Below are 13,165 nucleotides of genomic sequence, written 5' to 3' on the forward strand. Positions count from 1 at the left end.
ATGAACTCCGAGGGCTGGGGACTGCAGAGGTGGGCGAACCACTTCAACCAGATGTTGAACCTGGCCAACCCGCCCAACCGTTACCGCTTCGACGTCGGCCGGCTCGCCATGGAAACGACCGCCCAGATGTTTCCCGGCGATCCTATCGTGAAGGTAGAAGAAGAAGACCTCGAGGGATTCGCTGGCGCTCTCGTCCCAGCCGAATCCAGAACTCGCTGGGGCATCGCTTACGGCAAGGGACAGTCGCCGGGAAGGCGAAGGTTCACTATCGCCCATGAATTCGGCCATTTCCTGCTCCACAGGAAGAAATATCCGAACGGCATCCATTCAAGCGAAGCCGATGTGGATGGCCGAACGAAGATCGAAGTCGAGCGCGAGGCGAACGAGTTCGCCTCATGGCTGTTGATGCCGTTGGACGATTTCCGCAAGCAGATCGCGCCGAGAGACAAGCCAGACTTCGACGCGATCGGCAACTGCGCGACGCGCTACGAAGTTTCATTGGTCGCCGCGGTCCTGCGATGGCTCAGGTACACGGAGAGGCGAGCGGTATTTGTCAACTCCATCGACGGGTACGTCAATTGGGCGTGGTCTAGCGACGCGGCCTTCAAGAGCGGCAACTTCATCCGCACAAGCCGGGGCCCTGTGGAGCTTCCAGCCGGATCCGCCGTCGCGCAGCAGCAGTTCACGCCGGAAGTCCGGAGCGGCGTCGATCACGCTGCCGGAGTGTGGTTCAATCAACGCGTCAAAGAGCATTCGTTCCGGAGCGAGAAGTACGACACCGCCTACACGTTGCTCCATCTGGCAGATGCGGAGCCAAAATCGTGGTCTGAAGGAACGCCCCTTGAGGACACGTACGAACGATTCATGAGGCGGTGACGTCGGCCCATGGGCGCTCCGGATCCAGCGCCTCCTGCTCCAAGTGGCGCACATCCGATCCGAACGCAAGCCAATCCGCCAACTCGCGCAGCGCGCTGTCGGACCTTGCGATCGAGGCCAAGCTCGGATCCGCATCCGCCGGCTGGCCCGATTTCACGGCCAGATCCTTAGTCATCAGGTGCGGTCGCGGCCCACGCGGCAGGTTTTCCTCAAGGTACCTGAAAATTCGCACGCCGCCGGCGTCTACGTCGCCCCAATGAAGGAACGGCACCTCGGCCGCCACTGCCGTAAGAACCTTTGCCAGAAATTCGACGACTCCAGCCGCCGGGAAGCCGCCGGTATACACGATCAGGCTGCCGTCCTCGATCTCCCGGACTTGCCGATTGAAGCTCGCATAGTTCTCGATCGTTAGGATCGTCGTCGGACGCTCCAAGACCGAGAGTTGCTGCAGCATCTCCGGATGAATGGACGCGAACGGCCTTGCCCGGCCATCGACCAGGCGACCGTCAGCCTCCCCAACGGCGACAGGCCCCCTCAAATGAATGGGATGGCTGAACCGCTCGAGTCCGATGTGCGTCCAGACAACATCGGCAGCCGCGCCCGGCTGCCCGATCCGGACACCGAGAACCGCGGCAAGCCGCGAAGCGTGCCTATCGAAGGCCTTGGTGTCGTTCGTCGCCTTTTTAGAGAAGGTGCGCGCGTCCAGCCCTCTGGCCTCCTCTCGCGAGATGGACGCCAGCAAGCTGAAGAACTCCTTGGCTGCATCGACTTGGCCGGCCGTCAGGCGATAAGCCGCCTCGCTGCGGGCCCACCTAGCCGTCATGTCGTCCAACAAGGTGATGACCCACGGTTCTCCGGTCGCCGCGACCGGAAGCAATTCGTCCCTGACGCGCTGCGCGGTCGCCGGAGCAGTCGGGCGGCCGAGATGCCTGGCGAGCAGCTCAGCGTCGCGGACGACGACGCGCTCGATCAGATGGCCCTGGTCCCTCTTGCCCCATTTCACCTCGACAGAACCGAACCTTTCGGCCGCGGTGATCTGATCATGGAAGCGGCTCATTTGCTGCGCGGTCGAAAGCCGGTCATAGTCTGGAGCTGCAGAAGCTGACCACGAGCGATAAGGGTTGCGCTCGCTCCGCTCCAGCAGCCGTTCGAGCAGTTCGACGCCGGCATCTGTCATCCGAACGTCGGTCATTCAGCGGCCTGGTCCCGCGGGATAGCCTCGGCCTTCTCGGCCGCGATCCGCTCGGACTTGAACACGTCGAAGCCCTTGCGGTAGGGGTCGATAGCAACGATCGCGTCGCGAGCCTTCTCGGTCAAGAATTCGGTGTCGATCATCACCTGGTTGCCCAGCCGATTCACGTTTACGACGGTGTCGACCACTTCCATGAACACGTGACGCTTTTCGTCGGGTGTGGCCAACACGACTTGGAGTCCCAGGGCCCGCATGAAGTCCGAGCACTGGCCGATCGCCTTCGTATCCAGCCGATTAAATGCTTCGTCGAAGATCGCGAGAGACAGTCCGCTCTCCCCGGTTCGCCGGTTCTGGTATGTGGCGGCCAACGAGGCACCGATGGCGATGTAGAACGGCAACTGGCCTTCGCCTCCGGATCCAGTGCCCGCGCGGCTCGTCAGAGACGACCGGATCGTACCCTGGGCATCCTTGATGTAGAGCTCGAAATTGAAATACTTGCGCGGGTCCTCGATATCCTCCGTCCGCGCCTCTGGATTCGACAGTATCTCCTCGATCTGGCGGACCGCGCGCATCATCGGGGAATTCGCGTCCCCGCTCCGGTCGCCGAAGAGCGGCAGGTTGAATTCAGGCTTTCGGGATTCTTCGACGAGCTCGATCATGTCGACATGAGTTGGCGCATCGAGCGCTTTGAACGAGTAGTAGTCCCGCCCGTGGAACTGGCGATCTTCCAGATGGCGATTGAGCTCCTTCAGGGTGTTTCGAATGCCCATGAAGGCGTCATCCAGCCGATGAAGGAGATCGTCTCGGAAGGCCGAGGTCATCTCGGTCGCGGCGTTCCGGCACTGCTCCTCATACTGGACTAGCTCGTGCCCATCGAGCCGCTCCTTTTCGGTCGCCGCCCACTGCTCTACTGCCGTCGGCGTTGCCTCTTCAGCGGTGAACGACGGCACGACATGGAAATCCTGACCGTGCTTGTTCATCGCGTTGGTCATTTCGCGCATCAGGCTGGATCGCCTTGTCGTAGAGCGAGTCTCTCTGTCCGCGGTCAGCCCGTCGATGAGGTTCGGTATCGCTTCCGTCGCCATTCTGGCGACTTCCGGACGGTAGTCACGCATCGCCGTCGATTGCGGGAAATCTTGACGCATCTGACGTGCACGGTCCCGTCGAGCTCCACGCGCGGTGGTGCTATTCTTTTGCATGTAGTCATCGTACGCGCCCTCGGCCTTATCTCGCGCGCTCTTCGCGGCGTCAAAGGCCTTCTGCGTCTCCAATTTCCTACGGCCCGCCGTCACCACTTCACCCGCGAGACGCTCCAGATCGGCAACGAGCTTGGGGTCGCGATTCCGCTTGGCATCCTCGATGTTTTTGCCGATCTCGGCGAGCTTGCGGTCGAAAGCAGCCAAGTCGGCTCCGCATTCGGAGCAGGTCAGGCCAGCTTCGATCGTCTTCTGGAAGCGGGCAAACATGTCCTCGAACAGCCGTGCTTCTTCTTCCAGTAGGCCAACCTCGCGCGCCCGCTCAGCGAGCTGCATCGTGAGGTCTTTTCGCTCGGTCTCGAGCTGCTGACGCATTTGCCCCTGTGTGGCACGCCCGAGCTTGAGGTGTTCAGGTTTGGGAAGCCTTCGAACCGTACGGCCACCTTGCATCATCCGGTCAGGCGTGATGGCGTTCTCGGCGGCGACCATCCTGTCCATGGTCTCTACCATCATCAGCCGGCCCAGCCTATAATTGAGGAAAGCCCGGGCATGCCGGTTTTCCGTGCTGATGATCTGCGCCAACGACCCCTTCTCGGCGGGGCGCGTACCGTCGGTCTTCGTCGTGTTGATGACTTCGGCGTGTTGGAACGAATATTCGCCGCCTTGCCGGTAGATCTCCAGGGCTCGGACGGCCCGACTGGGCTCGACGATCAGCGCCTCACGGGAGCGCCCCAGGACGGCCTCGGCCGCCATCCGCCATTTGTCGTCGCGGATTTCCACCAGATCGCACAGCGGCTCGGCCTCGATGCCATGCGAACGAAGCTGATCTATCAGATTCCGGGTGCCACGCTCGATAGGGCTGAGCCCTTGGTCCATCCGTTTCAGATTGCTGTCGATCTGGTCGATGCGATCCTGAAGGTCCTTGGTCGCGACGCGGGCCGTGAAATGAGCGTCCGAGAACGACTTCCGGACCGCCGCAAGTCTCTCCTGGTCCACGGCGCCCAGCGCCGCGTCGAGATGCGAAGCGCTATCTTTCCAGTCGCCCGGCAGTGTCTTGTCCCATTCGGAAAGTGGCGCCCTTCCCCGAGCGACTACGACCGCGCTCAGCAGCGCATGCAGGAGATCGTCACGACGAACCAGCAGATTGAGTTCGACGGCCTTCTTGATCGACGCGATAAGGCCTTCGATGTCCTTGAGCGGCGCCATGGCGTTGGCACGCTGGCTCAGCGCTGCGGCCTTGTCCGACTCGTACATCTGGGCAAGCTGTTCGGCGTCGCTGGTCCTGATCGACAGCTCGACGGTCTTATGCTCGGCCTCGAGCGCGGCATGTCGGGCCGCGGCCGCGGCCGCCTCGACCTCTGCCTTACCTGCCACGCTCCGAAACTGCGCGATGACCTCTTCCTGCCGCCTGGCTTCCCGGCAGAACTTCTCCCATTCCAGGCGCGCGATCTGCCAGCTATTGGTTGCGATAACCTTCTCGTTTTCCACGGCACGGCCGACGATGCGAAGGATTCCGGCTAGGCTGGCGCTCTGGGCCCTCAACTCCTCGATGCGACGGGTCAATGACCGCCAGTGTTCGATTCCGAGCCGAAGTCTGTCGACCTGGAGAGGCTGAACGTCGAGGACGTAGTTCCGGACGAAATCCGTAGGATTGTCCACCGGCTTCAGCAGCAGCGCGTTCCGGAATGCCTTCTGGAAGCGCCGTGGATCGAGCGGAAACCCTGCCGGCGATAGAGCTCTGAGCGATTCCGCCACGAAGTCGGTAGCGCTTGAGAACGCATCGTCGACCTCGATATGTCGCGCTCGCAACGCGGTGCGTACGGCGTGCCACTGCAGTGTCTCGACCTCGTCGTCGCCGACCGCCGCGAGTATGTCGTCCTTTGCCATGGCGCCCTTGGCGATGAAGCGCGCCTCGCAGGACTCGTCGCTTCTCGAAGCCGAAGCCGAAAAAGCCACGCCCAGGCTCACCGCCGAGCCATCGGCCAGATCCTCGAAGACCAGGATGATGTAGGTGTAGGCATGCTGTCGCGTCGGCTCCGAACGCTCGCCCTTCTCGTCGAGCGAGACAACGCCGAGGCAGTAGTCGCGGAGAGTCCGCTTGCTCCTGACATTGCTCTGGGCGCTCGGATTGAAGCGGATGCTGGCCATACTTGCGCCCGAGAGCACTGTCTGGACGGCGTCGATGATCGCCGATTTACCCGCACCGTTCGGACCGATGATGGCGGTCATGCCGCGCAAATCGACCTGCTGCGCCCGGAACAAGTACCAATCGATCAGGATGATGCGACGAAGTTCGATCACGCCTGCACCTCGCTCGCGGCGTCGGTCTTTGCCGTCGCCGGGATGGAGCGCGACACGAACTCTTCGAGGGATCCTAGCGTATCCTTGGAGACCACGATCGGCAGGGCGGGCCGCAGGAACAGAGTGAAGTTCCTGTCGTCCCGATCCTCGATTCGGACAAGGCCGCGCTGGCGGAAGCCGGCCAGGATTTCCTTCACCCTTCCGAAATTCGGACGCTCGCGATGCGTGCGATCTTCGTAGATCTGCAGGATCTGCTCGCTCTCGACCTCAACCTCGCCGAATTCCTTGGCCTCGAACCGCGTGAACGCCTCTTCGTAGTGGAGCCGCAGCACCAGAAGCAGAAGGCTCTCATCGAGCTTCATGCTCTGACGAGGGGGCAGCTCGTTCGCCACCAGGCCGACGTAGCCGTCGTTCGGCCTGCCCACGACCCGGTACCCGAGCGCATCGAACAGATTCTCGAAATACCCCATGTGGCGACGGAGCACTTCGTAGGAGGTCTTCATGCCCCAGTCGTTCTCATAGATGAACTGCGCGCGCCAAAGCGACTGTGCCGCCTGCCGCAGTTCCTTCTGCAACTGGTCGCCGTCGTGTCCCTCGGAGTCCGCGTCGTCGATGAGTTTAGAAAGATCACGCAGCATCGGCCGTGGTCCTCGTTCTTTCGATCCGGAAGGCGGTCACGTCGATCCAGTCGTTGGCGGAGCGCCCCTCGTCGAGCCTGATCGTGAATTCGCCAAGTCGCACAGAGCGGCCGACCGCAGCCAGGTTCGGGAGCGCCCGGTAGGCGAAGAGGTCCGGAATGCTCTCGATCTCGATCTCCGCGGACGACACGGCATCGCGGCCCTGCATCTGCCGCCGGGCGAACTCGAGCAGCCTCTGGTCGGACACGCGCACCATCCGGTCGAATTCGGTCGTGGCCTCGACATAGGCGCGCAGATATGGATCCTGCTTCGGCACCTTGAAGCGCGTCCGCTCCGGTGGTGCCTTCGGAGGCGGTGGCGTGTACAGCGCAAGCGATGTGATCGGCAGGCCCACATCCGGCGACCCAAGACGGATCTCCACTTCATCGCGCCCGATCTTCGAGAGTTGCTCGATCAGCCGGACGATCCGCTCAGCGGATCCCTCTCCCATGACGTCCATGTAGTGGACGGTGGTGCGGATGCGGCGTTCGAGACGGTCGCGGAAATCTTCGATCTTGTCCATGAAGGGGCCGACGTCCTCAAAGACGCTCTTGATCTTCTCGAGCTCGGCGACGACGCGTTCCTCTGCCGTGGCAACCGTGGAGCCTGCGCCCATGACACCCTGCTCGATGTAAGGCGCGCGCGATTTTGCCAAGCTGATTGGCATCCGCGAGCATGTCGCCGGCGAGCGTCGCGATCGTGCGGCGATGACGGTACGGATTGTTGGACGTCTTGAGCTGCTTGTAGTCGGCTATCAGGAGGCCGTCGACGAAGTCCTGGAAGAACGTACGGAGGATGGCCGCCGCGTTCGGATTCCCCAAAATGCGGTCCTCGATCTCGCGCATTCCGGCCAAGATGCGACGCATGCTGCGGGCAAACCGCAATGCCGTGTCGTGTGCATTGGCCAAGCCTTGGGCCATCGTTTCCGGTTCACGGTGCGCGGCCTCCAGGTTGTTCTTGACGTCGACCACCGCGCCTGCGACGCGGACGCGGCTGTTGCCGAAGTCGGAGATCGCCCCGAGGACCATGAACGCGTCCGGGTTCATGTCCACGTAGGTTCGCCATTTTTCGGTTTCCTCCGTGAGCCAACCGGTATCGCGCAATCGATAATAGGCTAGGTAATGGGCTTGGCTTGTGGTCTGATCCTCTTCAGGATCGCCTTCCGAGAGGTCGCCCATCGATCCGATGCCGAACTCGGAGAGCCCGATCTCGATCTGCTTAACGATCTCTTCCCTAAGCGGCGTCTCGAGAATGCGCGCGGAATAGACCCGCTCATAAAGGCGCATTAGCAGGCGCGAATAGACGTGCTTCTTCGGCCCGGACAAGGGCTTGAAAAGGGTCTCCGGAAGATAACCAAACAGCTTCATCTAAGCAGCCCTCGGCTCGCGGATTGAACCGCGGCGACTGCGCAACCGCAAGGAAAAACTGAGGATTTTCAGAGCGTTCTGTTCGTTTTCCTCCACGAGGAGACTCCGGGCCGCCCGGTCCATGACATCCTAGCCGGCCGCATGCTCCTCGACCACGACCGGTTTAACCTCCCCCGTTGATGCAAGAAGAATCTTTTCGAATGAGTCTGGAGCGCGCGATCGGGTGCTGACATGTGTCCGGCCTCTGAAGCGGCCGTTACATGCCGCCGGCCTGTATGGGAGTTCGCGGAGCGGGTCCAATTCAGTGATGCGCGCTCGAGGCGCGTGTCCATAATCTGGTTTTCCCGATCCCGTCTCTGACCGTTGCGCCATACTCTCCGTTCGACCTTCTCACATCGTAGGCAGCGGGAGAACTAGGGTTCAGACTCAATTGAGCCAATATGCGACGAGAGCGGCGAGATGAACAGCGGCCAAAAAATTACGGGCGAGCTTGTCATATCGCGTGGCGATGCGCCGGAAGTCCTTGAGCCTGCAAAAGCAGCGTTCGATGACATTTCGTCCTTTGTAGGCGCGTTTGTTGAAGCGATGGATGACGACACGGTTAGATTTATTGGGGATTACGGGCTTGGCGCCACGACGAATGATTGCGCCGCGAAGCTTGTCGCCATCATACCCTTTGTCGGCGAGGAGCACGCTCATGGGTGGCGCGAGCGCCAGGACATCGGGAGCCGCAGCGATATCGGCATCCTGGCCTGGAGTCAGATGCAGGACGACCGGCCGGCAGAGCGGATCGCTCAGCGCATGGATTTTTGTCGTGCGGCCTCCGCGCGAGCGGCCGATTGCTTGATTGTGCTCCCCCCTTTTCCGCCGGAGGCACACCGGTGAGCTTTAATCGAGGTCGAGTCGAGCGACAGTACGACGCCGTCTTCGCCAGGCTTGGCCAGCGCTTCGAAGATTGCGCACCATCGTCCTCGCTTGGCCCAGCGATTGAAGCGATTGTAGATCGTCGTGTAAGGGCCGTATTCACGTGGACAGCCTCCGCAACTGCTCAATCCGTGATTGTCTCCTCGGCCAATCCGTGGGGCAACACCGTCACCGCGGCAGCAGCAGCGGCGCGAGCGCGTACGCCTCTGGTACGTGGCCGCGACCCGGGCGCGCGACCTGCTGATCCTGCCTAGGCACTCCGCCGACCTGTCGGACAAGTGCTGGGCGAAGCTCGTCGATTTGGGCCTGGCTGGTCTCCCGGCGATCAACCCGAACGACGTCGGCACCGCGAAGGAAAGGAACGTCACGCCGCTAGAGAACGGGCAGACCCGCGAGACCTTCGCCGCCGAGGCGACCGCTATCTTCGATGTGCGCAAGACCGTGATCTGGCGTCGCCCGAGCCGGAGCGAACTTGATCAGGTGGACGAGCCAGAAGCGAAGATCGAAAGCGGGGAAATTCCGGAAACCGGCGCTGCGGAGCCTGCTGCCGTTCTCAGAAGTTCGACGCGTGGCACCATCCTTCACAAGCTAATCGAGGAGGTGCTGACCGGAGAAGCCTGCGACGCCAGGGCGGGCTTGAAACGCGGGCTGCGGAACTGATCCGGCAGATGGGGCACGAACCGGCGGAGGATCCGAAGATGGGCATCAGCGCCGTCGAACTGACCGCCACGGTGCTGCGGACGCTCGCTCTTCCGGACGTCGTGACGCCGCGACCGCGTCTCGCCCCCGAGCTCCCGTTGTTCGGAAGCCAGACTCACGAAGGCGGCAAGGTCCTGCTCTCCGGACAGGTTGACGCGATCGCGTTCGACGAGGCCGGCGCCATCGACGCGGTCGTCGATTGGAAGAGCGACGTGGCTCCGGATGCGCCGAGCATCGGCCACTACAGACAGCAGATCGCCGACTATCGGAAGCAGACGAACCTAAGCGGGACAGGTCGTCGATGTGACTTGAGCCCCCGCGGCTGCTGCTCAGGATCCAAGCGCCGTCTCTGCCGGCCTGGTCTACCTTGCCGAGCTGCGGTTGCTCACGCTTGGCTGAGATCGAATCTGAAAGTTCTCCGCAGTTTCACGGATTTCGAAATTGATCGGTCCAGGTCGCCCGTCCGGAGTTCGGGCCCACAGGTATGCGGAGCCTTCATCCAGCACGATCGACTCGACCGAGAAGCCTGCACGCTTAACCAATCCGGCGAGATCGTCCGGCGGGATGAGGCCGTAGAAGGAATGGCCCCTAAGCGAGTCCATGAGGAAGCCGTTGCCGTATGGTTGACAATTCGGGAGATTCTGCATCCTTGTAAAATCAGAATTGCGATAGAGCGTCACAAACAAGCAAGTGCCGTTTGGCTTTAGCTTAGCTCTCATCAGTTGAACGATGCCAAGTCTCACGCTTGCCGATGGGATCACAGAAAGAACGTTTATGCAGAAGCCGCGGTCGTATCTCCGGTCATGGGAGGCAAACTGACCCACGGTGAGGGCGTGGACGTGATTTGATTTGCCGACGTAATCGCGGATGGTGGTCGAACGACCGCGGATCATTTGACCCCTTGAAAGCTGCACTTCCGAATCCACCAACGCAAGTTCGCCGGTGGTTTTGGCTATTGCCCGTTCGTAACGCAGTTTGCCGCAGCCAAAGTCGAAGCTGGAATGAATTGGCTCGAGACGCGAGATCAGCTTCTTAAGATAGGCCGAACTCTGTGTTTCCGGCTTGGCTGCGTTTTCGCTCCGGACGATGATATCCTTCCCGATCTTGTACCACATCAGATGGCCGCCTCTGTGAATGCTTGGCGGTTGCCTGCACTTGCCTCGGCATTCCCGGCTATCTGTTGGATCTGGGGATCCGCCCTTCGTTCCAGCAATCCATACCGAAGATGTATAAATAGAAGCGCGCGGCCATCGAGGCGGTCCAAAAAATGATCAGAAACCAAGCTGCCCTGGCGAAGGCGGATAAGACCGCGAAGCCTGTGAGTATGAAGAGCCACTCCAAGGCAACCCAATATGTGCCAAGCCTCCAATGCGCTTTCGATGTCGTGCTTGTCGACGAGCGGATGTTCGCTTCGGCTGGACGCGTATTTGTAGAACGTCGCTCTCACGAGGGGATGGCGGTCGCGTTTGAGATTTGCCACCTGACGGGCCGACATCTGCGCACCCGACATGACAGCCAGAGGGAGAAGGATGTTAGCGCGGTCGAACCTCGCCCTGATCTTAAATATGTCCGAAATCCGATCATGGAATCGGGTGACCCTGCTGAAGATGAGCACCAGCAAAGCAAGCGCGAAGCCGCCCACGTTCACCTCAGGAGCTTTAATAGCCGTGGCGAATTCCTTGACGCCGGGCAGATGCTCAACTCGCAAGAAAAGACCGTTAATCCAAGGATCGTACCTCACCAGGAACGAGCAGGCTAAGGTCAGCCAGAAATCCGCCAAAGCGTTCTTCTAGAGCATCTCAGAATAGTTCTTCGGCCCGAAGAAGGGCATCAGAACGCGAAGGATCGAATCCATGCCGCCCCCCAGGTTGTTAAGACCGGTCCATAAACGGCTTGATTGAGTCAGAAAAGTAGCCGACGGTCAACGGATAAGGTGATGGCCGAAGGGAGGAAACACCCTCCCTCGGACGCTTCCCGAGTCGAGTAAGCTCGCGTCTTTGGATCGCCAGTCGTGTGGGGCACGCCGGCTTTTCGGAAGCGACTTGCTCGGCCCAGTTATCCAGCGACGCGTCGGCCTTGCGGAAAAGGGCCGCGCGAACCGGATCATGCAGCATGATCTGCTTCAGCGCCCGGCCAGCTATCGAATCCTTGAACTGAAGTTGATGACCAAGGAAGTTCCTTCGATGGAGGCCGAATTCGTGGTTCAGAAGGCGCACGTCGTCGGAGTGAAGGTATCCTAGAAACATACGTGGCTCGCGCGCGGTGTCGTGACAAACGGCCCAGCCCCGCGGGCCTGAAATCATGCCGCGACGCTGCCAGCCATCTTCGGCGTAGCAGAGACACGGCAGGGCGAATGCCTCGCGATGAGGTCAACACTGGACTCGCGACCGCTCGAGTTCTGCATCTGCAGCACCACGCGTCCGGTCTCGACCATGGCGCGAAACGCGACGCCGGCGACTTCCTGTTCATGGAACACGAACGTCGATGCTGGCTGCTTCATGTCGTCCTCGATGGCGATTGGATGGGAGGTGCAGGCGTTGCAGACGCGACGAAGCTGATTAGACCCCCTCACTTTTTCGGACCCCATTCGGCAGGCTGATCAGGGAGTTCTGAGATCGAGTCGATTCGAAAACGAAATCGAGTCGTTTTCAAAGTGTTCGCACATATTTGTGTGAGGCCACTTTGAAAACGACTCGGCTATCCCGTTGATATTCCTGGAGCTCGCGTTTTGAGAACGACTCGATTGCGACTTTAAGAACGACTCGATGACCCGACTTCCGCTTCAAGACCGATTCGATTGTACATCTAGTTGATATTGAAATCCTTTTTTGCACCCCTTTTACTCCCAGACCGTACGGTAGGGTCGCAGTCTGGAACAAACGGGATCAGCTAAAGGCCGGATCCCGCCGTTCGTAGCTTGCGCCGGGCTTAGTCATCACTACCCATGCGATCCGCGCAATCTTTGCCGCCAAGGCGACGGTGACCTTGTTAGTGTGCATGCGTGCCTGAAGTCCATCAAGCCAGGCGCCAAGGTGATATCGCGAGCGATCAAGATGTGTCACGCAGGAGCGGGCGCCGTGGATGATCATCCGGCGCAGATATCGGTTGCCGCGCTTGCTTATCCCCAGGAGCTTCGTTTTGCCTCCCGTAGAGTATTCTCTAGGAACAAGACCCAGCCAAGCTGCCATATCGCGGGCCTTTTTGAACTGTGGGGCAGATCCAGCTGCTGCCAAAAGCGCTGTCGCCGCGAGTGGCCCAATGCCCGGGATAGTCATTAATCGACGTGCAGTATCGCTTTGAGAGGCAATCGCCTCAATCTCGCGGTTGACTTCAGCAATCCGCAGCTCCAGCTGCCGCAGCTCGTCGAATGTAGATGCAAGAATGCGACGCATGGCCGACGTTAGATCATTCGATTCATCTGCCAAAACCCTCGGCAGATCTGCCTTGAACTTGCCGGCGCCCTGGTGAATAGCGATCCCATATTCAAGGCAAAAAGCGCGCATCTGATTTATGAGGCACGTCCGTTGCGAAATCATCCTATCGCGAACACGATGCAGCGCTTGCAGGTCAATGTGTTCGGGCGACCGTATTTCGACGAAGCGCATTGTTGGTCGCGTCACTGCTTCCGCGATCGCTGCGGCATCGATGATGTCACTTTTGTTGGACTTTACATAAGGCTTGACGAATTGAGCCGGAATAATGCGGACGGTATGCCCCATCGCGGCGATCTTGCGTGCCAACCATTGCGAGCTGGCCTTCCAATTGTAGATCGTCGCTTCGGAGACCCCGTGCTTGCGAGCTAGGTCGGCCGTCTTCGCCCCGGCCTCATGCGCCTTCGACACTGCGATAATCTGCTCTTCCGTGAACCTTGCTCGCTTCATCTGTCCGTCCTTCTTCGGGGCGGACTCTGAATCCTTCTGGAGGAAATGCTCA

Annotated in this window: 12 protein-coding genes and 1 pseudogene; 3 read left to right on the top strand and 10 right to left on the bottom strand. The window is 60.4% G+C overall.

Going from position 1 to position 13,165, the window contains the following annotated elements; genetic code table 11:
* Positions 1-876, top strand: coding sequence for an ImmA/IrrE family metallo-endopeptidase (locus AAFG50_RS37050; protein ID WP_011084482.1), 876 nt, complete (start codon positions 1-3; stop codon positions 874-876).
* Here AAFG50_RS37050 and AAFG50_RS37055 read toward each other — a convergent pair.
* The 6 genes and pseudogenes from AAFG50_RS37055 to AAFG50_RS37080 form a co-directional block, all read right to left on the bottom strand.
* Positions 863-2,068 carry a Wadjet anti-phage system protein JetD domain-containing protein gene (locus tag AAFG50_RS37055; protein WP_018647894.1) on the bottom strand — a complete coding sequence of 402 codons (1,206 nt, stop codon included), beginning with the start codon at positions 2,066-2,068 and terminating at the stop codon, positions 863-865. The two genes, AAFG50_RS37050 and AAFG50_RS37055, sit on opposite strands and share 14 nt — an antisense overlap.
* On the bottom strand, positions 2,065-5,565 hold the full coding sequence (locus AAFG50_RS37060; RefSeq protein WP_018647893.1) for an SbcC/MukB-like Walker B domain-containing protein: 3,501 nt from the start codon (positions 5,563-5,565) through the stop codon (positions 2,065-2,067). The genes AAFG50_RS37055 and AAFG50_RS37060 overlap by 4 nt, the downstream gene beginning before the upstream one ends.
* The gene (locus AAFG50_RS37065; RefSeq protein WP_011084479.1) at positions 5,562-6,203 is read right to left on the bottom strand and encodes a DUF4194 domain-containing protein; all 642 of its coding nucleotides are present in this window, start codon (positions 6,201-6,203) and stop codon (positions 5,562-5,564) included. Before AAFG50_RS37065 ends, AAFG50_RS37060 begins: the two co-directional genes overlap by 4 nt.
* Complete coding sequence (locus AAFG50_RS37070) at positions 6,193-6,858, bottom strand: Wadjet anti-phage system protein JetA family protein (RefSeq protein ID WP_026312801.1); 666 nt, start codon at positions 6,856-6,858, stop codon at positions 6,193-6,195. Before AAFG50_RS37070 ends, AAFG50_RS37065 begins: the two co-directional genes overlap by 11 nt.
* The gene (locus AAFG50_RS37075) at positions 6,782-7,609 is read right to left on the bottom strand and encodes a Wadjet anti-phage system protein JetA family protein (RefSeq protein ID WP_011084477.1); all 828 of its coding nucleotides are present in this window, start codon (positions 7,607-7,609) and stop codon (positions 6,782-6,784) included. The genes AAFG50_RS37070 and AAFG50_RS37075 overlap by 77 nt, the downstream gene beginning before the upstream one ends.
* A gap of 426 nt (positions 7,610-8,035) precedes the next feature.
* A pseudogene (locus tag AAFG50_RS37080) lies at positions 8,036-8,643 on the bottom strand (IS5-like element ISBj2 family transposase); the annotation flags it as partial.
* Positions 8,644-8,746: 103 nt separating this feature from the next.
* On the opposite strand from AAFG50_RS37080, the gene AAFG50_RS37085 reads away from it, so the two are divergent.
* Positions 8,747-9,193: a hypothetical protein gene (locus AAFG50_RS37085; protein ID WP_018648886.1), complete on the top strand. Its 447-nt coding sequence runs from the start codon at positions 8,747-8,749 to the stop codon at positions 9,191-9,193.
* Between the two features lie 401 nt (positions 9,194-9,594).
* Here AAFG50_RS37085 and AAFG50_RS37090 read toward each other — a convergent pair whose 3' ends face one another.
* Both AAFG50_RS37090 and AAFG50_RS37095 read right to left on the bottom strand, forming a co-directional pair.
* On the bottom strand, positions 9,595-10,347 hold the full coding sequence (locus AAFG50_RS37090; RefSeq protein WP_020608182.1) for a hypothetical protein: 753 nt from the start codon (positions 10,345-10,347) through the stop codon (positions 9,595-9,597).
* A complete protein-coding gene (locus tag AAFG50_RS37095; protein ID WP_028176059.1) occupies positions 10,347-11,012 on the bottom strand; it encodes a hypothetical protein in 666 nt (221 codons plus the stop codon). The genes AAFG50_RS37090 and AAFG50_RS37095 overlap by 1 nt, the downstream gene beginning before the upstream one ends.
* Before the next feature lie 262 nt (positions 11,013-11,274).
* Between AAFG50_RS37095 and AAFG50_RS37100 the strand changes: the two genes are divergently transcribed.
* Positions 11,275-11,472, top strand: coding sequence for a hypothetical protein (locus AAFG50_RS37100; RefSeq protein WP_018648883.1), 198 nt, complete (start codon positions 11,275-11,277; stop codon positions 11,470-11,472).
* A gap of 59 nt (positions 11,473-11,531) precedes the next feature.
* Here the strand turns inward: AAFG50_RS37100 and AAFG50_RS37105 are convergent, their stop codons facing one another.
* Both AAFG50_RS37105 and AAFG50_RS37110 read right to left on the bottom strand, forming a co-directional pair.
* Complete coding sequence (locus tag AAFG50_RS37105; RefSeq protein WP_035668701.1) at positions 11,532-11,732, bottom strand: hypothetical protein; 201 nt, start codon at positions 11,730-11,732, stop codon at positions 11,532-11,534.
* 385 nt (positions 11,733-12,117) lie between these two features.
* Positions 12,118-13,113 carry an IS110 family transposase gene (locus tag AAFG50_RS37110; RefSeq protein WP_011084472.1) on the bottom strand — a complete coding sequence of 332 codons (996 nt, stop codon included), beginning with the start codon at positions 13,111-13,113 and terminating at the stop codon, positions 12,118-12,120.
* Between the last annotated feature and the right edge of the window lie 52 nt (positions 13,114-13,165).

Source organism: Bradyrhizobium sp. B039, from assembly GCF_038965675.1.
Taxonomy (GTDB): Bacteria; Pseudomonadota; Alphaproteobacteria; order Rhizobiales; family Xanthobacteraceae; genus Bradyrhizobium; species Bradyrhizobium diazoefficiens.

Bases quoted from the DNA above. Each gene is read 5' to 3' on its own strand.
- AAFG50_RS37065 (WP_011084479.1), bottom strand. From the start codon at position 6,203: ATGCTGCGTGATCTTTCTAAACTCATCGACGACGCGGACTCCGAGGGA.
- AAFG50_RS37050 (WP_011084482.1), top strand. From the start codon at position 1: ATGAACTCCGAGGGCTGGGGACTGCAGAGGTGGGCGAACCACTTCAAC.
- AAFG50_RS37070 (WP_026312801.1), bottom strand. From the start codon at position 6,858: ATGGGCGCAGGCTCCACGGTTGCCACGGCAGAGGAACGCGTCGTCGCC.
- AAFG50_RS37105 (WP_035668701.1), bottom strand. From the start codon at position 11,732: ATGAAGCAGCCAGCATCGACGTTCGTGTTCCATGAACAGGAAGTCGCC.
- AAFG50_RS37075 (WP_011084477.1), bottom strand. From the start codon at position 7,609: ATGAAGCTGTTTGGTTATCTTCCGGAGACCCTTTTCAAGCCCTTGTCC.
- AAFG50_RS37090 (WP_020608182.1), bottom strand. From the start codon at position 10,347: ATGTGGTACAAGATCGGGAAGGATATCATCGTCCGGAGCGAAAACGCA.
- AAFG50_RS37110 (WP_011084472.1), bottom strand. From the start codon at position 13,113: ATGAAGCGAGCAAGGTTCACGGAAGAGCAGATTATCGCAGTGTCGAAG.
- AAFG50_RS37055 (WP_018647894.1), bottom strand. From the start codon at position 2,068: ATGACCGACGTTCGGATGACAGATGCCGGCGTCGAACTGCTCGAACGG.